The organism is Streptomyces sp. NPDC047515 (genome assembly GCF_040643055.1).
Classification (GTDB): Bacteria; Actinomycetota; Actinomycetes; order Streptomycetales; family Streptomycetaceae; genus Streptomyces.
Map to the genome: position 1 here is coordinate 115,487 of NZ_JBEYTM010000016.1, position 22,659 is coordinate 138,145.

Annotated in this window: 18 protein-coding genes; 5 read left to right on the plus strand and 13 right to left on the minus strand. The window is 71.9% G+C overall.

Annotated features, from left to right (window positions below):
• Positions 1–83: 83 nt before the first annotated feature.
• Entirely contained in the window at positions 84–1,847 is a 1,764-nt protein-coding gene (locus ABZ826_RS16385) for a regulator (protein WP_361447677.1), read from the plus strand.
• A gap of 44 nt (positions 1,848–1,891) precedes the next feature.
• Here ABZ826_RS16385 and ABZ826_RS16390 read toward each other — a convergent pair whose 3' ends face one another.
• Together ABZ826_RS16390 and ABZ826_RS16395 are read right to left on the minus strand one after the other, a co-directional pair.
• Entirely contained in the window at positions 1,892–3,199 is a 1,308-nt protein-coding gene (locus ABZ826_RS16390; RefSeq protein WP_361447679.1) for an NAD(P)/FAD-dependent oxidoreductase, read from the minus strand.
• A gap of 227 nt (positions 3,200–3,426) precedes the next feature.
• Positions 3,427–4,326 (minus strand): TIGR01777 family oxidoreductase, encoded by a 900-nt coding sequence (locus ABZ826_RS16395; protein ID WP_361447681.1) that lies wholly within the window; start codon positions 4,324–4,326, stop codon positions 3,427–3,429.
• Positions 4,327–4,454: 128 nt separating this feature from the next.
• Between ABZ826_RS16395 and ABZ826_RS16400 the strand changes: the two genes are divergently transcribed.
• Positions 4,455–4,982, plus strand: a complete 528-nt coding sequence (locus tag ABZ826_RS16400; protein WP_361447683.1) for a GNAT family protein — start codon at positions 4,455–4,457, stop codon at positions 4,980–4,982.
• 15 nt (positions 4,983–4,997) lie between these two features.
• On the opposite strand, the gene ABZ826_RS16405 is transcribed toward ABZ826_RS16400, so the two are convergent.
• Positions 4,998–5,633 carry a TetR family transcriptional regulator gene (locus ABZ826_RS16405; protein ID WP_361447685.1) on the minus strand — a complete coding sequence of 212 codons (636 nt, stop codon included), beginning with the start codon at positions 5,631–5,633 and terminating at the stop codon, positions 4,998–5,000.
• 145 nt (positions 5,634–5,778) lie between these two features.
• Here ABZ826_RS16405 and ABZ826_RS16410 point away from each other — a divergent pair, with 145 nt between their 5' ends.
• Positions 5,779–6,549, plus strand: a complete 771-nt coding sequence (locus ABZ826_RS16410; protein WP_361447687.1) for an SDR family oxidoreductase — start codon at positions 5,779–5,781, stop codon at positions 6,547–6,549.
• 222 nt (positions 6,550–6,771) lie between these two features.
• Here the strand turns inward: ABZ826_RS16410 and ABZ826_RS16415 are convergent, their stop codons facing one another.
• The 7 genes from ABZ826_RS16415 to ABZ826_RS16445 all read right to left on the minus strand — a co-directional run bounded on the left by ABZ826_RS16415 (position 6,772) and on the right by ABZ826_RS16445 (position 17,362).
• Entirely contained in the window at positions 6,772–7,293 is a 522-nt protein-coding gene (locus tag ABZ826_RS16415; RefSeq protein WP_361447745.1) for a DUF4240 domain-containing protein, read from the minus strand.
• 61 nt (positions 7,294–7,354) lie between these two features.
• Positions 7,355–8,326 carry a YafY family protein gene (locus ABZ826_RS16420; RefSeq protein WP_361447689.1) on the minus strand — a complete coding sequence of 324 codons (972 nt, stop codon included), beginning with the start codon at positions 8,324–8,326 and terminating at the stop codon, positions 7,355–7,357.
• A 164-nt stretch (positions 8,327–8,490) separates the two neighbouring features.
• Complete coding sequence (gene aceE / locus ABZ826_RS16425) at positions 8,491–11,160, minus strand: pyruvate dehydrogenase (acetyl-transferring), homodimeric type (protein ID WP_361447691.1); 2,670 nt, start codon at positions 11,158–11,160, stop codon at positions 8,491–8,493.
• 271 nt (positions 11,161–11,431) lie between these two features.
• Entirely contained in the window at positions 11,432–12,055 is a 624-nt protein-coding gene (locus ABZ826_RS16430; protein ID WP_361447693.1) for a GntR family transcriptional regulator, read from the minus strand.
• Between the two features lie 147 nt (positions 12,056–12,202).
• Complete coding sequence (gene sucB / locus ABZ826_RS16435; RefSeq protein ID WP_361447695.1) at positions 12,203–14,029, minus strand: 2-oxoglutarate dehydrogenase, E2 component, dihydrolipoamide succinyltransferase; 1,827 nt, start codon at positions 14,027–14,029, stop codon at positions 12,203–12,205.
• Positions 14,030–14,091: 62 nt separating this feature from the next.
• Positions 14,092–15,480: a dihydrolipoyl dehydrogenase gene (gene lpdA / locus ABZ826_RS16440; protein WP_361447697.1), complete on the minus strand. Its 1,389-nt coding sequence runs from the start codon at positions 15,478–15,480 to the stop codon at positions 14,092–14,094.
• Positions 15,481–15,805: 325 nt separating this feature from the next.
• Positions 15,806–17,362, minus strand: coding sequence for a leucyl aminopeptidase (locus ABZ826_RS16445; protein WP_361447699.1), 1,557 nt, complete (start codon positions 17,360–17,362; stop codon positions 15,806–15,808).
• A gap of 259 nt (positions 17,363–17,621) precedes the next feature.
• On the opposite strand from ABZ826_RS16445, the gene ABZ826_RS16450 reads away from it, so the two are divergent.
• A complete protein-coding gene (locus ABZ826_RS16450) occupies positions 17,622–18,515 on the plus strand; it encodes an endo alpha-1,4 polygalactosaminidase (RefSeq protein WP_361447701.1) in 894 nt (297 codons plus the stop codon).
• Here the strand turns inward: ABZ826_RS16450 and ABZ826_RS16455 are convergent.
• Complete coding sequence (locus tag ABZ826_RS16455) at positions 18,512–19,291, minus strand: adenosylcobinamide-GDP ribazoletransferase (protein ID WP_361447703.1); 780 nt, start codon at positions 19,289–19,291, stop codon at positions 18,512–18,514. The genes ABZ826_RS16450 and ABZ826_RS16455 overlap by 4 nt on opposite strands.
• An 88-nt stretch (positions 19,292–19,379) precedes the next feature.
• Between ABZ826_RS16455 and ABZ826_RS16460 the strand changes: the two genes are divergently transcribed.
• Complete coding sequence (locus tag ABZ826_RS16460; protein WP_361447705.1) at positions 19,380–20,141, plus strand: hypothetical protein; 762 nt, start codon at positions 19,380–19,382, stop codon at positions 20,139–20,141.
• Here ABZ826_RS16460 and ABZ826_RS16465 read toward each other — a convergent pair.
• Positions 20,084–20,815, minus strand: coding sequence for a hypothetical protein (locus ABZ826_RS16465; protein WP_361447707.1), 732 nt, complete (start codon positions 20,813–20,815; stop codon positions 20,084–20,086). The two genes, ABZ826_RS16460 and ABZ826_RS16465, sit on opposite strands and share 58 nt — an antisense overlap.
• On the minus strand, positions 20,812–22,617 hold the full coding sequence (locus tag ABZ826_RS16470; protein WP_361447709.1) for a phosphatidylglycerol lysyltransferase domain-containing protein: 1,806 nt from the start codon (positions 22,615–22,617) through the stop codon (positions 20,812–20,814). The genes ABZ826_RS16465 and ABZ826_RS16470 overlap by 4 nt, the downstream gene beginning before the upstream one ends.
• Positions 22,618–22,659: the final 42 nt, after the last annotated feature.

Consider the following 22,659-nt stretch of genomic DNA (forward strand, 5'->3'; position numbering starts at 1 on the left):
GTGACCGCCGCAGAGGCCGCTAAATTCGCGCCGTTCCATTAGGGCTGCCCGCCCGGCCCCGAAGGCAGGAGACCGTACAGCTGATGTCGGAACGACCTCCGCAGCGCACCCCCAACCGTCGACTCGCCTCGCTCATCACCGAGGCCGGTTTCTCCCATGCCGGTCTCGCCCGAAGAGTGGACCAACTCGGCCTGGAGCACGGCCTGGACCTGCGGTACGACAAGACCTCCGTGACCCGCTGGCTGCGCGGACAGCAGCCGCGCGGGACCACGCCCGCGCTGATCGCCGAGGTCTTCACCCGGCGCCTCGGACGCCGCCTCTCCGCGCAGGACCTGGGCCTGGACGCGTGCGCACCCGTCTACGCGGGCCTGGAGTTCGCGGCCACGCCCGCCGAGGCGGTCGACATCGTCAGCGGGCTGTGGCGGAAGGACTCGGGCAGCCATGCCGAGCTGCGCAAGATCGCCTTCACCCCGGCGGGGCTCGTCGTCCCCAGCAGGGACTGGCTGATCGGCCGGGCCGACGAGTGGGTGGGACGGGGGAGTGCGTCCTCGCCGCCGGTGCCGGGTGGGCCGGACGGTGCTCACGCGGTCGGCGGCGCCCGAGCGGCCGGCGGGCCGGGCAGGTCCGTCGGGGGCGCGGGGGCCTCCGGGACCGCAGGGACTGCCGAGGCCGGCGCTCCGAGGCGGGCCGGTGGTCCCGGCGGGGCGCCGGGGTTACACGGGGCGCACGGTTCGCACTGGCCCGGCGGCGGGCACGGCGGGACGGGATCCGGGGCGGCCACCGGCCGCAACGCTGCGGCCCGCGGGCCCGTGCCGTCCCGGCCCTCCGGACCGTCCGCCCCACCCGGATCCCCCGCCCCCTCGGCAGGCCCCGTCCCCCCGGGAGGCGGGCTGCCGGGTGCCCCCGGCGTACCCCGGCAGCGGCAGTACGACCGGGGCCCCGGCCAGCGGGTCAGCGGCGGTGACGTCGCCGCACTGCGTTCGGTCGGGGACCTCTTCCGCACCCTCGACAACGCCTACGGCGGCGGCCACGCCCGGCAGGCCCTCGTCCGGTACCTGGAGCACGAGACGGAACCGATGCTGCGCGGGACGTACGGGGAGGCCACCGGGCGCCGGCTCTTCTCCGCCGCCGCCGATCTGACCCGGCTGGCGGGCTGGACCTCGTACGACATCGCGGCCCACGGCCTGGCCCAGCGCTACTTCGTCCAGGCCCTGCGGCTCGCCCAGGCGGCCGGTGACCGCGCGTACGGCGCTTACGTCCTGATCACCATGAGCCGGCAGGCGGTCTATCTCGGGCACGGCAGGGAGGCCGTACAGCTGGCGCGCGTCGCTCAGCAGGGCATCGGCTCGGCGGCGCCGCCCGTCGTCCAGGCGCTGCTGCACGCCGTCGAGGCACGGGGGCACGGGGTGCTCGGCGAGGCCAGGCCCTGCACCGCCTCGCTGGCGCGGGCGGAGCGCGCGCTGGAGAGCGCTCGTACCGGGGACGAGGTGCCGCACTGGACACGGCATTTCGACGAGGCCCAACTCGCCGACGAATTCGGCCACTGCCACCGGGATCTGCAGCAGTACCGGGCCGCGGCGCAGCACGCGGAGCGCTCTCTTGAGCTCCGCTCCCCGGCGTACGCCCGCAGCCGGCTGTTCTGCCGGGTGGTGCTGGCCTGCGCGCGGCTCGGGCTCGGCGAGCTCGACCAGGCGTGTGCGCTCGGCGCCGAGGCCGCGCAGCAGGCGGTGGAGATGCGGTCGGTACGGGCGACGGAGTACGTACGGGACTTCGAGCGCCGCCTTGAGCCGTTCCGGGACGCGGCAGCGGTGCGGGGGTACCGCGAGCGGGTGGCCGCGCTGGGATGAGCCGGGGCGGCCACCTGTAGCGCCCGGCGCCCCGGGGCCGGGCCCTACGCCGCTTCGGTCAGCGCCGCCCCGCTTCCGTACCCAGGCCGTACGCCCAGGTCGGTGAGGATCGCGTCGGCCGCGCGGCGCCCCGAGAACAGGGCGCCCTGGACCGAGCTCGTGTCGCGGTGGTCGCCGCACACGTACAGCCCGGCGAGCAGCCGGACCGGGCGGCGCAGATCGTGCGGGGCCGGCATCGCGGGAACGGCCTCGGGATCGTGGTGGGCGGCCAGCAGTTCCCAGTCGTCCGTGGGAACGCCGTACAGGGCGGCGAGATGGGCGCGGACCGTGCGGTCCAGGTCGGACGGCGGGGTGCCGAGCACCGTCGAGCTGATCAGGGTCCGGCCGTGCGGGGCGCGCGAGGGGTCGACGGCGCTCATCACGGCGGTGTGCGCGACCGGGCCGGAACGGTCGGCGTCCAGCAGCAGGGAGGCGCCGGTCGGCGGGGGAGCGGGGGCGGTGTGGTGAAGGACCGTCACGGGGTGGAAGGACGGCATCCGCAGACCGGGCAGCAGCTCGGCGGCGGCTCCCGCGCCGGTCGCCAACAGCAGGGAACGGCAGCCCAGTTCGCCGTGCTCCTTGGTGCGGACCGAGGTGATGTCGGCGGCGGTGACATGCACGCCCGTCCGCACGGTGCCGGGCGGCAGGGCGGCGGCGAGCAGTTCGGGCAGTTCTCCCGAGCCGCCCTCGGGTACGCACAGCCTGCCGCGCGCGTAGCCGCGCAGCGCGAGATCGGCGCACCGGCTGGACGTGGTGAGGTCCGGATCGCTGAGAAGCGCGGAGAGCAGTGGGCGCAGAAAGCCGTTGACGGTACGGGAGGTCAGACCGCGGTGGGACAGCGCGGCGAGCGCGGTCTGTTCGGGCCGGGCCAGGATGCGGGTGGCCGGGGTGGCGGCGAGCCGGGTCAGGGCGGCGCCCAGCCTGGCCTGGTCGATCGGCCCGCCCATCGGCGGACGGGGGGCGCTCGCCAGGGCGCGTGCCGCCTTGAATGCGCCCCGTGCGCCCCGGACGTCGCCCGTCCGGTACTGACGGCCCTCGCCGTGGACGAGCACGCCCGGCGCGAAGGTACGCAGTGCGAGACCTTCGAGGGCGGGTATCCGGCGCAGTTCCGGGTACGAGGTGCTGAGCAGCGGGCCGATGTGGTCGAGCCGGAAGCCGTCCACGTCGGCCGTGGTCATCCGGCCGCCGACCCGGGGGCCGGCCTCCAGGACGCTGACACTTACCCCTGCGCTGATCAGTTGGTGGGCGGCTGACAGGCCGGCGATCCCGGCTCCGATGATGACGACGTCCGCGCGATGTGCAGAGCTGAGCACGTGCCCCTCCCCGAGTCGGCGCAACTACTGGGAGGCTCTTGCCCCCAACAGGCCCCCGGAATGCCCGAGTTCGCAAGGAGGCTAGGAGGGCGTCCGGCGCGCGCGCAGTCGCGCGCGGCCGGGGCACCGTTGCACGGGGTCGCATGTCCGTCCGATTCCGCGGTGGATGCGCGGGCCCCGACTCCGCGGGGCGCGCTACCGCGCGCGCCGGTTTCGTCCCGGCGCGCTCAGCGCAGCGCCGCGCGGATCGCCCTGTCGATTCCGGGGAAGGCGAACACGAAGCCCGAGTCCAGCAGCTTGCCCGGCAGGACCCGCTGGCTCCCCAGCACGTCCTGAGCGAAGTCCCCCAGGACGATCCGCAGAGCGGGTGCCGGAGCGGTCAGCAGCGTGGGGCGGCGCAGCACCCGCCCCATCGCGGCCGTCACCTCCGCGTTGGTGACGGGGTCGGGGCCGGTCAGATTCACCGGGCCCGACAGCGACTCCGTGTCCAGGATGTGCCGCAGCGCCGCGACCTCGTCGTGCAGCGCGATGAAGCTCCAGTACTGGCGTCCGTTGCCCAGCCGCCCGCCGAGCCCCGCGCGGAACAGCGGGAAGAGCCGGCCCCAGGCACCGCCCTCGCGGCCGACGACCAGACCGGTGCGCGCGTGCGCGGTCCGGATGCCCGCCTCCTGGGCGGCGGCCGTGGCCGCCTCCCACTCCACGCACACGGACGGCAGGAAACCCTCGCCGGCCGGGGCGCTCTCGTCGACCGCGCGGTCCCCGGTGTCGCCGTAGTAGCCGATGGCCGACCCGGACAGCAGCACCTTCGGCGGTACCTCCAGTGAGGCGACGGCCTCGGCGATCGCCGTCGTCCCGAGCACCCGGCTGTCCCGGATCTCCCGCTTGTACGCCGGTGTCCAGCGGTGGTCGCCGACCCCGGCCCCCGCGAGATGGACGACCGCGTCGCAGCCCACCAGGCCCGCCACGTCGACGTACCCGCGCCCGGGATCCCATTCCGCCTCGTCGCCGGCCCGCGCCGGACGCCGCACCAGGCGTACGACCTCGTGTCCGTCGGCCCGCAGCGAGCGCACCAGCGCCGCTCCGATGAGTCCGGACGCTCCGGTGACAGCGATACGGGAGTGCAGCATGGGTCCATCCTGCCGCAGCGGTCCCCGTGTGGCCCGCTCGCCGGGCCGATGGTCCGCCGAGTCGGCGGACGGCGCCGAGCCCCGAAACGGGGCTGACCGGGAGAGGGGTGCGTGGCACAGTGGCGCGCATGGTTGAGAACCACACGCACCCGGTCCGCCCCGTCCGCCCCGCCGCTCTGTCCGACGAAGCCGCTCTCTGCGAGCTCGACCGCTCCACCTGGTCGACGCTGCACGCCGTGATGCCGCGGCCCCAGCCGCCGTACGAACCGTTCTTCGACGACCGGCACAAGCCCGAGGACTTCCTCGTGGCCGAGGCGGAGAACGAGGCGGGCGAGGTGCGTCTCGCCGGGTACACCAGGCTGGTTCCGCCGACCCCGCTGGCCTGCAACACGCACGTCCGGCAGATACAGGGCCTCGCCGTGGCCGACTGGGCGCGCGGGCGCGGTGTCGCCAGGGCCCTGCTGCGGGCGGCGTTCGCGGCGGCGCGCGGCGACGGGGCGAACCGGATGACGCTGCGGGTGCTCGCGCACAACGCACCCGCGCGGGCCCTGTACGAGGCGGAGGGGTTCGTCGTCGAGGGTGTGCTGCCCGGTGAGTTCTTCCTGAACGGGCGTTACGTCGACGACGTCATGATGGGCCGTTCGCTCGCCCCGTGACCCCATGTTTCCCGCTCATTCCTTGAACAGCCGCATGCCGCCCATGAGTTCGTGGAGGCAACGCACCGCCAGTTCGGCGGGTGAGCCGGGCCCGTCGGCCGGCGCGTCCGTCTGCGCCCAGGCCTCCAGCGCGACGCGTACCGCGTCCGTGGCCGCGGCGGCGGCGAGCCGGACCTCCAGCGGGTCCGCCCCGTCGCCCGTCAGTCGGGCCAGCACCGGCAGCAGCCGTTCCTCCGAATCCTGATTGACCCGGTACCAGACGGCACGCAGCGCCGGGTCCTCCACCGCCGCCCGCAGCAGCCCGCGCGTCCAGCCGAGCTGCTCGGCGGCGTCCGCGCCCGGCACCCGGAGCGCCTCGGTGACCGCCTGCTCCAGGACCTCGGTGAGCGCCTTCCCCGGCTCGGCCGCCTCCAGCAGCGCCCGCCAGCGCGCGGCGCCGCCGGAGAGCAGCGGGCCCACCGCGTCCTGCTTGGAGCGGAAGTACCGGTAGAAGGTGCGCAGCGCGACGCCCGCCCGACGGGCGATGTCCTCCGCCGTGGTGCCGTCGGGACCGCGCTCGGCGAAGAGCGCAGCGGCGGCGCGTGCGATGTCCAGCTGGGTCGCGGCCTTGCGGCGTTCGGTGAGGGACGGCTGACTCGGCGTGGGGCTCATTCCCAGGAGATTACCTCGGCAGTAGAGAAGTGTGCGTGAAATGCCGTCGTGGCAAATCGTGTCATGCAGGCGTACGGTGGACATCGATCGAGGCGCTATCGAGGGCCTCGGGACAGCAGTCACCGGGATCGGGAGAGAACAGCACATGAACCGTTACGAAGGCCGCCGCGTACTCATCACCGGTGGTGGCTCCGGCATCGGGCAGGCCACCGTCCACCGCGTCCTCGCCGAGGGCGGCCGTGTCGTCGCGGCCGACGTCAACGAAGCCGGGCTGAAGGCCACCCAGGAGACGGCCGTGGCGAACGGCACCGCCGACCGCCTCACCACCCTCGTCCTCGACATCTCGGACGAGGCGGCGGTCCAGGCGGGCGTGGCCTCCGCCGTGGCCACCCTCGGGGGCCTGGACGTACTGGTCAACGCGGCCGGAATCCTGCGCTCCGAACACACGCACAAGACGTCGCTGGAGTTTTTCAACAAGATCATCGCGGTCAACCTCACGGGTACGTTCCTGATGATCCGCGAGGCCGTACCGGCCCTGCTCGACGGTGACCAGCCGGCCGTCGTGAACTTCTCCTCCACCTCGGCGAGCTTCGCGCACCCCTACATGTCGGCGTACGCGGCGAGCAAGGGCGGCATCCAGTCGATGACGCACGCGCTGGCGAGCGAGTACAGCAAGCAGGGGCTGCGGTTCGTCGCCGTCGCGCCCGGCTCGATCTCCTCCGACATGACCAGCGGCAAGGGCCCGGGACTGCCCGCCGATGCCGACATGTCGCTCTTCATGAAGCTGGCGCCGGCCCTCGGGCAGGGCTTCGCCGGCCCCGAGACCGTCGCGGGCGTCGTCGCGATGCTCGGATCGCAGGACGGCGCGTTCATCACGGGTACGGAGATCCGGATCGACGGCGGAACCCACTTCTGAGAGCCTGTCGGGCGGCCTTCGATCGGACAGCGGACGCGGTCTGGTGCGTGCGATTCCAAGGCGCCGGGATGGCCTCGTAGTGGAGCTACTAGGACATCTCGGCAACGCGGGAGGGGGTCCCCCCTGGCCCTCAAGGCCTTGGGGGAGTGCGTGCCAGGGCGTGGCCGCCCGATCAGAGGCCGCCCGACAGGCTCTGAGGGGGCGGCGGCGCCCCGGACACGGTCAGCCGGCCCCGAACCGCGCCCAGAGCGCGGGGAAGCGTTCCGCCAGGACCGCCTCGTCCTCCAGGCCGAAGGGCGTGCCCTCCGGCTCGGCGGTCTGGGGCGGCAGGCCGAGTTCCGGGGCGACCACGCCGGTGAGTTGTTCGTACGCCTCGTCGGCGGCGTAGCCGAGTTCCTCGGCGTCCCCGTCGATCTCCTCGTCGAAGTCGTCCAGGAGATCGGCGAGGCTGTCCGGGTCGTGCAGGGCGCCCTCGAAGACCTCCCGGCCCTGGCCGATCAGCCAGCAGCGGAAGAAGTCGAAGGCGTCGTCGCTCGCGCCGCCGAGCAGCACGGCCGCGGCGCCCCACAGCTCCCAGCGGTAGGCGCGGTGGTAACGGGCCTCGAAGTGCCTGGCGAAATCCAGCACGGCTTCGGGATCGAGCCGGATCAGCCGTTCGACGAGCAGGTCGGCCTGGTCCTCGGGGTCGCCCTCGGCGGCCTCGCGGGTGCTGTCGATGATCTCCCAGAACTCCGTCTCGTCCATCACGGGTCAAGCATCGGCCTTGACGAGCAGCGACGCACGCGGACGCGGGGAAAAGAAGCCCTCAGTGATAGAGGTCGCGCAGGCGTTCGGCGGCCGAGCGGAGACGGTCCCGCAGAGCGGCTGGTTCGAGGACTTCCAACTCCGGTCCCAGGCCCAGCAGTTGGCTGTACGCGATATCGAGGGTCTCGACCGGCAGGATGACCGTGAGCCACCCCTGCGCATCGGGTGGACCGGCCGCGCCCAGCGCTTCGCGGACCGCCGAACGGTCCAGGGCGTACGGCAGTCGGCGTACACCCTCCTGCGACACCCGTACCGTCACCTCGGTACGCAGGAGCGAGCGGGCGAACTGGGCGGCCCGCTCGTCCCAGAAGCCCCGCAGATCGAACTGCTCGTCACGCGCGAACCGCTCGTCGGACACCGCGACGGCCGAGAACCGGTCGATCCGGTACACCCGGAAGTCGTCGGCCACGCGAGCGCAGAGGTACCAGACACCGGCCTTCAGCACGAGCCCGTACGGGGCCAGCTCCCGCTCCACCTCGTGGTCCCGGCCGCTGCGGCGGTAGCGGGCGTGGACGATCCGGTCGTCCCAGACCGCCTCCGCGACGGCCGGCAGCAGTTCGGGGGTGACCGGCTCCTGGTACCAGCCGGGAGCGTCCAGGTGGAAGCGCCGGGCGGCACTGTCCGAGGCGCCCCGCAGGGAAGGGAGCAGGGCCGCCGACACCTTGAGCCGGGCGGCGGACGCGGCGTCCTCCAGGCCCATCTCGCGCAGCGCGGACGGCAGCCCGGAGAGGAAGAGCGCCTCGGCCTCGTCGCGGGCGAGTCCGGTCAGCCGTGTGCGGTACCCCCCGACGAGCCGGTAGCCCCCGGCCCGGCCGCGGTCCGCGTAGACCGGTACGCCCGCTTCGGAGAGTGCCTGCGCGTCCCGGGTGACGGTCCGCTCCGAGACCTCCAGCTCCTGCGCGAGCTCGGCGGCGGTCATGGCGGGGCGGGACTGCAGGAGCAGCACCATTTTGATGAGACGGGCAGCACGCATGGGGCCATTGTGGCCGTGATGAGCGGGTTGCGAGCCACGTGCCGGTCATGCGGTGGCCTCGGCCGCCGACCGGGCGCGAGGACGTCCCCGGTCGCCGGACGTTAGAGCCTGTCCGGCGACCGGGGACGGAGCGGCGGCCGGGCGTCCCCGGCCGCCTTCGCACGTCAGAGCCCGTAGCGCTCCCGGGCCTCCTTCACCGCGGACGCGGTCACCTCGCCGCGGCGGGCCAGCTGGGCCAGGGCCGCGACCGTGATCGACTGGGCGTCGACGCCGAAGTGGCGGCGGGCCGCGTCGCGGGTGTCGGAGAGGCCGAAGCCGTCCGTGCCGAGCGAGGACCAGTCCTGCTCCACCCACTGGCTGATCTGGTCCGGGACCTGCCGCATCCAGTCGCTGACCGCGAGGACCGGTCCCGGTGCACCCTCCAGCGCCCGGGTCACGTACGGCACCCGGTGCTCACCGCGGAGCAGCGCCTGGTCGCACTCCAGCGCCTCGCGGCGCAGCTCGCCCCACGAGGTGGCGGACCAGACGTCGGCCGTGACACCCCAGTCCGCGGCCAGCAGCTCCTGTGCCTCCAGGGCCCAGTGGATCGCCGTACCGGAGGCCAGCAGTTGCACGCGCGGCGTTTCCGCCGTCGCGGGCGTGCCCTCCTTGAAGCGGTAGAGGCCCTTGACGATGCCGTCCTCGACGCCCTCCGGCATCGCGGGCTGCGGCTTCGGCTCGTTGTAGACCGTCAGGTAGTAGAAGACGTTCTCGGCCTCGGGGCCGTACATCCGGCGCAGGCCGTCCTTGACGATCACCGCGATCTCGTACGCGAACGCCGGGTCGTAGTTGAGCGCGGCCGGGTTCGTGGAGGCGATCAGGTGGGAGTGGCCGTCCGCGTGCTGCAGGCCCTCGCCCGTCAGCGTCGTACGGCCCGCGGTGGCGCCGACCACGAAGCCGCGGCCGAGCTGGTCGCCGAGCTGCCAGAACTGGTCGCCCGTACGCTGCCAGCCGAACATCGAGTAGAAGATGTAGAAGGGGATCATCGGCTCGCCGTGCGTCGCGTACGACGTGGACGCGGCGATGAAGTCGGCCATCGCGCCGGCCTCGGTGATGCCCTCGTTGAGGACCTGGCCGTCCTTGGCTTCCTTGTAGTACATCAGCTGGTCGCGGTCGACCGGGTCGTACGTCTGCCCCAGCGGCGAGTAGATGCCGGCCGACGGGAACAGCGCCTCCATGCCGAAGGTGCGCGCCTCGTCGGGGACGATCGGAACCCAGCGCCTGCCGGTCTCCTTGTCCCGCATCAGGTCCTTGGCCAGGCGTACGAACGCCATCGTGGTGGCCAGCTCCTGCTTGCCGGAGCCCTTCTTCATCGCGGCGAACGCACGTTCGTCGGGCTCGGGCAGCGCCACCGCGTGGACCCGGCGGGCCGGGGCGGGACCGCCGAGGGCGGCACGGCGCTCCTGGAGGTAGCGGACCTCGGGGGAGTCGGCGCCCGGGTGGCCGTACGGCACCAGGCCGTCGTCGAGCTTCGAGTCCGGGATCGGCAGCTCCAGCAGGTCCCGCATGGCGCGGAACTCCTTGCCGGAGAGCTTCTTCATCTGGTGGTTGGCGTTGCGCGACTCGAAGCCGGGGCCGAGCGTGTAGCCCTTCACCGTCTGGGCGAGGATCACGGTCGGCGCGCCCTTGTGCTCGACGGCCGCCTTGTAGGCCGCGTACACCTTGCGGGCCTCGTGGCCGCCGCGCGAGGTGTGGAAGCACTCGGCGATCTTCGCGTCGGTGAGCAGCTTCGCCAGCTCGGCGAGCGCGGGCTCGGCACCGAAGAAGTGCTCGCGGATGTACGCGACGTCGCGGGTGGCGTACGTCTGGAACTGCGCGTCCGGGACCTCCCGGAGCCGGCGGACCAGCGCACCGGTGGTGTCCAGCTGGAACAGCTCGTCCCAGGCGTTGCCCCAGAGCGTCTTGACGACGTTCCAGCCGGCGCCGCGGAACGCGCCCTCCAGCTCCTGGACCACGCGGAAGTTGGCGCGGACCGGACCGTCGAGGCGCTGCAGGTTGCAGTTGATGACGAAGGTCAGGTTGTCGAGCCGCTCGCGCGCCGCGAGGGCGAGGGCAGCGGTCGACTCGGGCTCGTCCATCTCGCCGTCGCCGAGGAAGGCCCAGACGTGCGAGTTCGACGTGTCCTTGATGTTGCGGTTGGCCAGGTAGCGGTTGAAGCGCGCCTGGTAGATCGCCGAGAGCGGGCCGAGGCCCATCGACACGGTGGGGAACTCCCACAGCCAGGGCAGCCGCCGCGGGTGCGGGTAGGACGGCAGACCGTCGCCGCCCGCCTCCTGGCGGAAGTTGTCGAGCTGCTGCTCGCTGAGCCGGCCGTCCAGGAAGGCGCGGGCGTAGATGCCGGGGGAGGCGTGGCCCTGGATGTAGAGCTGGTCGCCGGAGCCGTCCCCTTCCTTGCCGCGGAAGAAGTGGTTGAAGCCGGTCTCGTACAGCCAGGCCGCCGAGGCGAAGGTGGCGATGTGGCCACCGACGCCGAGCCGGGAGCCACGGGTGACCATCGCGGCCGCGTTCCAGCGGTTCCAGGCGGTGATCCGGGACTCCATCTCCAGGTCGCCGTCGAACGCGGGCTCGGCGGCGGTCGGGATGGAGTTGACGTAGTCGGTCTCCAGCAGCTTGGGCAGCGCGAGACCGGCGCCCTCGGCGTGCTGGAGCGAGCGACGCATCAGGTACGCGGCGCGGTGCGGGCCCGCGGCCTTGGTGACGGCATCCAGGGAGGCCGCCCATTCGGCGGTCTCCTCGGGGTCACGGTCCGGGAGCTGGTCGAGCTCGCTCGGAAGCTTTCCTACGGGGTCGGTCATGATCGCCGCCTTCCGGAGTGGAGGGGGGTGGAGAAAGGCCCTGACTGGCAGGACAGGGCGATGGGGCCGGTGGGCCCGCGGAGTGAACTGTAAGCCGTCGATCGATGATCGATCAAAGGATGAACTGCAAAACTTCTCGATATGAAGAAAAGTGGCATTCGGTGCCGCGGGACGGGGCACGGAGTGACGGGACTTTGCTGGCAAAAGGGGTGCTCACCTGCACGGGCGAGCACCCCTCGCGACAGATGCGTCGGCTCCTCGGTCGCGCCCCTCAGGCGCGCGGCGCACAGCCGAGCACATGCGCCTTGACCAGCACTCCGATGCCCGGATCCTTGCGCAGGAACGCCTCGATGAGTGCCTCGTGCTCCTCCGCGTACGACTTCTGCACGGTGCCCAGCCACCGGATCGACAGGGCGGTGAACACCTCGATGCCCAGCCCCTCCCAGGTGTGCAGCAGCACGGCGTTCCCGGCGGCCCGCACCATCTCGCGGTGGAATGCCACGGTGTGCCGGACCTGCGCCTCGCCGTCGGCCAGCCGGTCCGCCTCGTAGAGCGCCGTCACGTGCGGCGCGAGGCGCGAGCAGTCCTCGCCCAGGGTCGGAGCCGCCAGCTCCGCCGCGATCTGCTCCAGGCCGGCCCGTACCGGATAGCTCTCCTCCAGATCGGCCGCCGTGAGATTGCGGACCCGTACGCCCTTGTTGGGCGCCGACTCGATCAGCCGGAGCGTCTCCAGCTCCCGCAGGGCCTCGCGCACGGGCGTCTGGCTGACCTCCAGCTCGGTGGCGATCCGGCGCTCCACGATCCGCTCACCGGGCTTCCAGCGCCCGCTGACGATCCCGTCCACGATGTGCTCGCGGATCTGTTCGCGCAGCGAGTGGACGACGGGCGGGGTCATGAGGGGCTCCTTCGGGGCAAACCGGTGCTGTCCGCACCATCACGGCTGCCGGGGCGACCGGTGGTGTCTAGACAATACGGCGGCGCCCCCGTCCGGAGGTGTTCCGGACGGGGGCGCCGCTGGTGAGGCTGGTTACAGCCGTGGTGCTCAGAGGCCGAGCTCGACCTCGAACTCACCGGCCTCCAGGATCGCCTTGACCGCGGTCAGGTAGCGGGCGGCGTCGGCGCCGTCCACCAGACGGTGGTCGTAGGAGAGCGAGAGGTACGTCATGTCGCGGACACCGATGACGGTGCCCTCGGCGGTCTCGATGACCGCCGGACGCTTGACGGTGGCACCGATGCCCAGGATGGCTGCCTGGTTCGGCGGCACGATGACGGTGTCGAACAGCGCACCGCGCGAACCGGTGTTGCTGATGGTGAAGGTGGCACCGGACATGTCGTCCGGCGTCAGGCCGCCACCGCGGGCCTTGCCTGCCAGCTCGGCGGTCTTCTTCGAGATACCGGCGATGTTCAGGTCGCCCGCACCCTTGATGACCGGCGTCATCAGACCCTTCTCGGCGTCCACGGCGATGCCGATGTTCTCCGAGTCGAAGTACGTGATGGTGCCCTCGTCCTCGTTGATCCGGGCATTGATGACCGGGTGGGCCTTCAGCGCCTGGGCGGCGGCCTTCACGTAGAACGGCATCGGCGAGAGCTTGACGCCCTCACGGGCCGCGAAGGCGTCCTTCGCCTGGTTGCGCAGCTTCATCAGCTTGGTGACGTCGGCCTCGACGACCGAGGTCAGCTGGGCCTGCGAGTGCAGCGCCTTCATCATGTTGTCGCCGATGACCTTGCGCATGCGGGTCATCTTGACCGTCTGACCGCGCAGCGGGGATGCCTCCAGCTTCGGCGCCTTCGAGGTGGCCGGAGCAGCGGCGGCGGCCACCGGAGCCGGGGCAACGGCGGCGGCCTTGGCGGCCTCCGCGGCGGCGACGACGTCCTGCTTGCGGATACGGCCACCGACGCCGGTGCCCTTGACCGCGCCCAGGTCGACGCCGCTCTCGGCGGCGAGCTTGCGGACCAGCGGCGTGACGTACGCGCCGTCGTCACCGGCGGCCGCGGCCGGAGCGGCCGGGGTGACCTGAGCCGGGGCGGCGACGGGCGCCGGGGCGGCGGGCGCCACCGGGGCCGGAGCCGGTGCGGCGGCGGCCGGAGCCGGAGCGGCCGGTGCCGGAGCGGCCGGTGCCGGAGCGGCCGGTGCCGGAGCGGCCGGTGCCGGAGCGGCCGGTGCCGGAGCGGCCGGTGCCGGAGCGGGTACGACCGGTGCCGGAGCGGCGGCGGGTGCCGGTGCCGCCGGGGCCGGGGCAGCCGCCGGAGCGGCACCCGGGGCACCGATGACGGCGAGCTTGGCGCCGACCTCGGCGGTCTCGTCCTCGGCGACGACGATCTCCAGCAGCACACCGGAAACCGGGGCCGGGATCTCGGTGTCGACCTTGTCCGTGGAGACCTCCAGGAGGGGCTCGTCCTCCGTGACCTCCTCGCCGACCTCCTTCAGCCAGCGGGTGACGGTGCCCTCGGTGACGCTCTCGCCGAGCGCCGGAAGGGTGACGTCGGTACCGGCGGCGCCACCGGCCGGTACGGCGGCGGCCGCGGCCTCGGCCACGGGGGCCGGGGCTGCGGGAGCCTCGGCGGCGGGCGCCGGTGCCGGAGCGGCGGCGGGCTCGGCGGCCGGAGCCGCGGCGGCAGCCGGCGCGCCTGTGCCGTCGTCGATGACGGCCAGCTCTGCGCCGACCTCGACGGTCTCGTCCTCGGCGACCTTGATGGCGGAGAGGATGCCGGCCGCCGGGGCCGGGATCTCGGTGTCGACCTTGTCGGTCGAAACCTCGAGCAGCGGCTCGTCGGCCTCGACGCGCTCGCCCTCGGCCTTCAGCCAACGGGTGACAGTGCCCTCGGTGACGCTCTCGCCGAGCGCCGGAAGGGTTACGGAAACCGACATGGTTTCAGTTGCTCCTTACGAAAGTGCGGAAGTAGGTCGGTCGTCGCGCCCGGTCGACTGAATCAGTCGTGGGAGTGCAGGGGCTTGCCGGCGAGGGCCAGGTGGGCCTCGCCCATCGCCTCGTTCTGCGTCGGGTGGGCGTGGATGAGCTGCGCGACCTCGGCGGGCAGCGCCTCCCAGTTGTAGATCAGCTGGGCTTCGCCGACCTGCTCGCCCATACGGTCACCGACCATGTGGACGCCTACCACGGCACCGTCCTTGACCTGGACGAGCTTGATCTCGCCCGCGGTCTTGAGGATCTTGCTCTTGCCGTTGCCCGCGAGGTTGTACTTCAGAGCGACGACCTTGTCCGCGCCGTAGAGCTCCTTGGCCTTGGCCTCGGTGATGCCCACGGAGGCGACCTCGGGGTGGCAGTACGTCACCCGCGGGACACCGTCGTAGTCGATCGGAACGGTCTTCAGACCGGCCAGCCGCTCCGCCACCAGGATGCCCTCGGCGAAGCCGACGTGCGCGAGCTGGAGCGTCGGGGCCAGGTCACCCACGGCCGAGATGGTGGGCACATTGGTCTGCATGTACTCGTCGACGAGGACATAGCCGCGGTCCATCGCGACGCCGGCCTCCTCGTAGCCCAGGCCCTGCGAGACCGGGCCGCGGCCGATGGCGACCAGCAGCACCTCGGCGTCGAAGGTCTTGCCGTCGGCGAGGGTCACGCGGACGCCGTCCTGCGTGTACTCGGCGCTCTGGAAGAACGTACCGAGGTTGAACTTGATGCCGCGCTTGCGGAAGGCGCGCTCAAGAAGCTTCGAGCTGTTCTCGTCCTCGACCGGGACGAGGTGCTTCAGGCCCTCGATGATCGTGACGTCGGTGCCGAAGGACGTCCACGCCGAGGCGAACTCGACGCCGATGACGCCGCCGCCCAGCACGATCGCGGACTTCGGGACGCGGTCCAGCTTCAGCGCGTGGTCCGAGGAGATGATGCGGTTGCCGTCGATCTCCAGGCCCGGCAGCGACTTCGGCACGGAGCCGGTCGCGAGCAGCACGTGGCGGCCCTGGACGCGCCGGCCGTTCACATCCACCGAGGTGGGGGAGGAGAGCCGTCCCTCACCCTCGATGTAGGTGACCTTGCGCGAGGCGATGAGACCCTGCAGACCCTTGTACAGGCCCGAGATCACGTCGTCCTTGTACTTGTGGACGGCCTCGATGTCGATGCCCTCGAAGGTGGCCTTGACACCGAACTGGTCGGCCTCGCGCGCCTGGTCGGCGATCTCGCCGGCGTGCAGCAGGGCCTTCGTGGGGATGCAGCCGTTGTGCAGGCAGGTGCCGCCGACCTTGCCCTTCTCGATCAGAGCGACGTCCAGGCCCAGCTGCGCTCCGCGCAGGGCCGCGGCGTAACCGCCGCTACCACCGCCGAGGATCACTAGGTCGAAAACGGTGCTGGCGTCGTTCGCCACGTCACGTCCTCCATGCATGTGCGCCGTACGCCGGGCCCCGTCGCTGGGGGATGACCGGCCGGTCGGCTGGTGTTCGGCCGCTTTTGTTATTCGGCCCTGTGGTGGGGGCCCTGTCCTGCCGAGAACCCATCTTCGCACTTGTTGACGGTGGGCGGGACGCGGGGCCCGGGTCTGGGGCGGATGATCATCCGTCCCGGGTGGTTACCGCTGCGTAGAGACCTGTTGATTTCGTTGAGAGCGAAACCTGCCGGATCCGTGCGGCGGTTCCGACCCGAGAACACGTACGGCCCCGGACGTATGCCCGGGGCCGTAGGTCGCTGCTGCCTCAGCCGAGGTCTCCGGCAGCGATGCGCTCGGCCAGCTTCACCAGCGTGCGGACCGCGGAACCGGTGCCGCCCTTCGGCGTGTAGCCGTACGGCGCGCCCTCGTGGAAGGCCGGGCCCGCGATGTCCAGGTGCGCCCAGGCGATGCCCTCGCCCACGAACTCCTGCAGGAACAGACCGGCCACCAGGCCGCCGCCCATCCGCTCGCCCATGTTGGCGATGTCGGCGGTCGGGGAGTCCATGCCCTTGCGCAGGTCGGCGGGGAGCGGCATCGGCCAGGAGGCCTCGCCGACCTCCTCGGCGATCTCGTGGATGGAGGTACGGAAGGCGTCGTCGTTCGCCATGATGCCGAAGGTGCGGTGGCCCAGCGCCAGCACCATCGCGCCGGTCAGGGTCGCCACGTCGACGATCGCGTCCGGGTTCTCCTCCGAGGCGCGGGTCAGCGCGTCGGCGAGGACGAGCCGGCCCTCGGCGTCCGTGTTCAGGACCTCGACGGTCTTGCCGCTGTACATGTGCAGCACGTCACCGGGGCGGGTGGCGTTGCCCGACGGCATGTTCTCGGCCAGCGCCAGCCAGCCGGTGACATTGACCTGGAGGCCCAGACGGGCGGCCGCGACGACGCTCGCGAACACGGCGGCGGCGCCGCTCATGTCGCACTTCATCGTCTCGTTGTGACCGGCCGGCTTCAGCGAGATGCCGCCCGAGTCGTAGGTGATGCCCTTGCCGACCAGGGCCAGGGTCTTCTCCGCCTTCGGGTGCGTGTAGGCGAGCTTCACCAGGCGCGGGCCGTGGGTCGAGCCCTGGCCGACGCCCAGCAGACCGCCGAAGCCGCCCTTGACGAGCGTCTTCTCGTCGAGGACCTGCACCTTGATGCCGTGCTCCTTGCCCGCGGCGGTGGCCACGGCGGCGAAGGACTCGGGGTACAGGTCGTTCGGCGGGGTGTTGATCAGGTCGCGGGCGCGGTTGATCTCCTCGACGACCGCGACGGCACGCTCGGCGGCCGCCTTGAACGCCCTGTCGCGCGGCTTGGTGCCGAGCAGGGCGACCTCACCGAGCGGCAGCTTCGCGCCGTTGCCGTTCTTCTTGCCCTTGGGCGCCAGCTTGTTCTCGCCGCCCTGGTACGCGGTGAAGGCGTACGCACCGAGGAGCGCGCCCTCGGCGATCGCCTCGGCGTCCTCGGCGGACGCGATGGGCAGCGCGAAGCCGGCCTTCTTCGAGCCGTTCAGGGCGCGGGCGGCCGAGCCCGCGGCCCGGCGCAGTGCCTCGGCGTCGTACGCCGCGTCCTTCTCCGGGACGGAGCCGAGTCCGGCCGCGATGACGACCGGGACCTTGAGGCCGTCGGGCGCGGGGAGCTTGGTCACCTCGCCCTCGGCACCTGCGGCGCCCAGGGCCTCCAGGACGGTGGCGAGCTTTCCGCCGAACGCCTTGTCCACGGCCTCGGCGCCCGGTGCGAGGACCAGGTTCCCAGACTTGGACCCAGCGCCCTTGGCGACGCCGACGACGAGTGCGTCGGCGCGCAGCGTCGCCGCACCGGCAGTGCTGAGAGTGAGAGCAGTCACGGTGGTGAAATCTCGCTTCCGTTGAGTTCGTTGTCGGTCGAGGGGTGGGCCGACCGTGCCCGGCGCATCGTAGACGCCGCCGCAATGTGCCGGGAATGAGCCTACGCGCGCCTTTGCTGCGGGATCACGGCGGCGGGCCGTCCGCGGCCCGTCGTGGCGTCGTGGCAGAGACCGGGCGCCGCGGGGTCGGGGGCCGTGCGGCACGAACGCGCCATGGAAGTAGGGTCGTTGTCGGTGACGGACCCATGGGGGGAGAACCATGCGCGCCCATGGGGCTGCACGCGTGACGCGACCGGGACCGGCGTTGCCGGTCGCCGTGCCGATTCTGCTGGCTGTGCTGGTCCTGCTGACCGGCTGCACCTCGGCGCCGGAGAGCGGCGCGGAGGACCACTGGCGGCCGAAGGCCGGCATCGGCTGGCAGTGGCAGCTCTCCGGCCGGCTGGACCCCACCGTGGACGTGCCGGTGTACGACATCGACGGCTTCGAGCACAAGGCCTCGGCCGTCTCCGATCTGCACCGCCGGGGCCGCAAGGTGATCTGCTACCTCTCCACCGGTGCCTGGGAGGAATTCCGCCCGGACGCCGGGAAGTTCCCCGCCTCGGTGCGGGGCAGGGGCAATGGGTGGGCGGGGGAGCGCTGGCTCGACATCCGCCGCACGGACGTCCTGGAGCCGCTGATGGAGGAACGGATCGCGATGTGCGCGAAGAAGGGCTTCGACGCGGTGGAGCCCGACAACATGGACGGCTACCGCAACCGCACGGGCTTCCCGCTGACCGCCGCCGACCAGCTGCGTTACAACCGGCTCATCGCCCGTATCGCCCACCGGCACGGACTCGCCGTCGGCCTGAAGAACGACCTCGGCCAGATCCCCGAGCTGGAGCCGGACTTCGACTTCGCGGTCAATGAACAGTGCGCGCAGTACGACGAGTGCGAGGCCCTCACCCCGTTCGTGAAGGCGGACAAGCCCGTCTTCCATGTGGAGTACGAGCTGCCGGTCGCCCGGTTCTGCGCCGCGTCGAAGCGGCTGGGGCTCAGCTCGCTGCTCAAGAAGTACGAGCTCGGAGTGTGGCGTCAGGAGTGTCCCGGGGCCCGCGCCTGGGGGCCGTCCCGGAGCGGGGGCGGACAGCTCCCGGCCGACCGGGCCAGGGGCTAACCGAGGGCCAGGACCACCAGGGCCGCCGTCGCCGCCGTCTCCGCCAGGGCGCCGAAGACATCGCCGGTCACCCCGCCGAAGCGCCGCACGCAATGGCGCAGCAGGAGTTGGGCGGTGCCGAGGGCGACCAGCGCGGCGAAGGCGTGGCGCGGTGCCCCGTACCCGCCGAGGAGCGCGCCGGCCCCCGCACAGGCCACGACCACGACGGCCCCGACCACCACCGCGGCCCGGACCGTGACTGTGCCCGCCACCGCCGCGCCCAGCCCCTCCGGACGGGCCGCCGGCACGCCCTGACGGGAAGCCAGGGTGAGCGCCAGCCGGGCGGTGACCGCGGCGACGACCGCCGCCACCGCGCCCTGCGCCCAGCCCTGCCCGTACAACTGGTCGAGGACCGCGACCTGGGCCAGCAGCACGAACAGCAGGGTGATCACACCGAATGGCCCAATGTCCGATCGCTTCATGATCCGCAGGGCGTCGTCGGCGGGCTTGCCGCTGCCCAGGCCGTCCGCGGTGTCCGCGAGGCCGTCCAGATGCAGTCCCCGGGTCAGCACCGCCGGCACGGCGACGGACGCAACCGCGGCGAGCAGCGGGCCGGAGCCGAGCAGCAGCAACAGTCCGCCGGGCACCGCCGCGAGCACCCCCACGACGAGGCCGGCCAGCGGCGCGCACAGCATCCCGGCGCGGGCGGTACCGCGGTCCCAGCGGGTGACGCGGACGGGGAGCACGGTCAGGGTGCCGAAGGCGAAACGCAGGCCATGGCTGTTCAGGGAGGTCACGGCGCGCAGGCTAATCGCTGTGGCAGGCCGATAGATTGGACAGAACGCGACAGATCGTGACGGAAGCGTCCTATCGGGAGTGGGTGGCATGGGTCACTGGTTCGATCGCAACATCGTCGAGCCGGGGAAGCTGCCGCTGCTCCTCGCCCTCGCCGCCTTTGTGTTCACCTTCGTGGTCACCCGGTTCATCACCCGGATGATCAGGGCGGGAAAGGGGCCGTTCCGCAACATCACGCCCGGCGGAGTGCATATCCATCACGTGGTGCCCGGGGTGGTGCTCAGCGTCGTCGGCGGATTCGGGGCGGTCGCCAGCGGACGCCACGGCGTCACCGCGGGGGTCTGCGCGGTGGTCTTCGGCATGGGTGCGGGTCTGGTGCTGGACGAGTTCGCCCTGATCCTCCACCTCGACGACGTGTACTGGACCGAGGAGGGCCGCCAGAGCGTGGAGGTCGTGGTCCTCACGGCGGCACTGGTGCTGCTGATCCTGGCCGGATTCTCACCACTGGGCGTGAACGAGCTGAGCAGCGAGGAACAGGAGAGCAGGCTCGGTGTCGTCCTGACCCTGGTCGTCAACTTCTGTTTCGTGCTGATCTCCCTGTTCAAGGGCAAGGCACGGCTCGCGGTCGTCGGCACCCTCGTTCCGTTCGTCGCGCTGATCGGGGCGATCCGGCTGGCCCGGCCGACCTCGATGTGGGCGAGGCGCTTCTACCGCAAGCGCCACCGCGCCCGTGCGCGGGCGGTGCTGCGGGCCTACCACCACGATGCGCGCTGGGCGGGCCCGCGCCGCAGATTTCAGGACCTGATCGGCGGCGCACCGGACCGGTCTCCGGCCCCGGGCCCCAAGTCGTGAGCCCGGCGCAGAAGCCGGCGCCGGTCCCGGCGGATCGTGGCGGCGCACAGCACGAGCACCGCGGCGATCGCGGCCAGATGCTCTTTGCCCGCCAGATTGTTCTTGAAGATCATTTCGGCCACCATCGCCGCGATCACCAGCGCCCCGGTGAACCAGGCCCGGTAGACGTAACACACATAGACGGCCAGCCCGACCACCGCCGCCGACGGGCCGGTGTCGACGACCCGGGCATCCGTCGCGGGCAGTCCGAACAGCCCTTCGGGATCGATCGAGACACCGATCCGCGCGTACATCGTCCCGGCCAGCGTCGCCACGTACGCGATCAGCAGGGTGCGCCGGCGGCCCAGACAGATCTCGGCGGTCCCGAACACCACCAGGATCTGCGCCAGTGCCCCCCACACCGGCAGGTCCAGCGCCGGGACGAACAGCGACAACGGGGTGCGCAGCAGGGCCTCCCACAGCGGGTCCTCGGCCCGCACCGCCCCGAGGTTGTGCACCGGCCCGTACCCCCAGGACTGGTTCTGCACCACCTGGACCAGAGCCGTCAGGCAGACGGCCGCGAGCGTCATCGGGATCGCCTGCAACCGGGAGGCGACGAGTGCGTCGCGTACGGTCGAGAACAGCGGGCCCCACTCGCGACGAGCCGCCCCGCGCAGTGCGCGCACCGGTCTCATCCACGGGTCCCGAGATGCGAGCGGTGCAGCCACTTGGGCAGTCCGGGCGCCTCCAGGAATCCTTCGGCGCGGCCCGCCGCGAGGCCGATGCGCAGCAGGTCCGAACTCTTCTCGAAGAGCATGAAGCGTGGCTCCCAGATCGGCCGGTACTTGGCATTGGCTCGGTAGAGCGACTCGATCTGCCACCAGCGGGAGAAGAAGCTGAGCATGGAGCGCCACAGCCTCAGCACCGGTCCGGCGCCGAGCCGCGAACCCCGCTCGAAGACGGACCGGAACATCGCGAAGTTCAGCGAGACCTGGGTGATCCCGATCTCTTCGGCGCGCTGCAGGAGTTCGATGACCATGAACTCCATCAGGCCGTTCTCGGCGTCCCGGTCACGGCGCATCAGGTCCAGCGAGAGGCCGTTGGGTCCCCACGGCACAAAGCTCAGCACTGCGCGCAACTCGCCCGGACCGCCCCCTTCCTCGGTGGGTGCGTCGCGGCATTCGAGCATGACGCACTGCCCGTCCGCCGGATCGCCGAGCCGGCCCAGCGCCATCGAGAAGCCGCGCTCGGTCGCCCCGTCGCGCCAGTCGTCGGCGCGCCGCACCAGTTCGGCCATCTCGTCGGCGGGGATGGCGGCGTGCCGGCGCACGGTCACGTCGTACCCGGCGCGCCTGACCCGGTTGTAGGCCTGGCGGACGGTCCTCATCGCGCGGCCTTCGAGGGTGAACTCGGCGGTCTCCACGATCGCCTCGTCACCCAGCTCCAGGGCGTCGAGGCCGTGCCGCGCGTAGACGGTGCCGCCCTCCTCGCTCACCCCCATCGCGGCCGGGATCCAGCCGTGCTCGCGGGCCTCGGCCAGCCACGGCTCGATCGCTCCGGGCCACGCCTCCGGGTCCCCGATGGGATCACCGGAGGCGAGCGAGACCCCGCCGACCACCCGGTAGGCGACCGCGGCCTTTCCGGTCGGCGACCAGATGACGCTCTTCTCCCGGCGCAGCGCGAAGTAGCCGAGCGAGTCCCGCTCGCCGTGCTTGTCCAGCAGCACGCGCAGCCGGGCCTCGTCCTCGGGGGTGATCGGGTCGACGGCCCGGCGGGCCCGGAACGCCGCGTACACGACGGCGATCAGCAGCAGGGTGGAGAGGATGTTGATGCTGACGTTGACCCAGCCGGGCGTGGCGATCCCGGGGTAGTTGGTGTCGTTGTCGGTGATCGAGACCAGCCGCAGGGTGCCGTAGCGCCAGCGGTCCAGGAAGGTCGAGCGGTATTCGTCGTGCGCGGTGTTGGTGAGGGTCACCAGGCCCGCGGCGATCAGCGAGGTGACCAGGAGCCCGCCGGCCGCGACGATCGCGGCCAGCCGGGGGTTGGACCGGTCGCCCTTCGCGTAGAACTCACGCCGTCCGAGGACCAGGGCCAGGACGAAGACGGCGGTCAGCACCAGCGAGATCCAGTTCTGCGGATACTGCCGCACTTCCGGGAACGGGATCACCAGGACGAAGAGCAGCAGCAGAAGACTGCTCACCACCATGTTCACGATCCAGGCGGCCCGCTTGCGGCGGCGCATGGTGATTGCGAGGAACAGCGCGACCACCCCGGAGGAGAAGCCCGCGGTGAGCAGGTACGGGGTGAAGTAGTTCGCGGTGTTGTGGCGGCGCAGGTCGTTTCCGAGCGTGACCCAGACGGCGCTCAGGAAATTGATGAACGACACGACGCGCAGGTACCAGATGGTGAACGCGGCACTGCGGCGTGACCGGACGGTGCTCGGTGCCCGGGTGCTGCCCCGCCCGGAATCCTCGGTGGACAATCGGACCTCTCCCATGAAAAGCGATCATATGTTGCATCGCGGAGCATGAGGGGACGG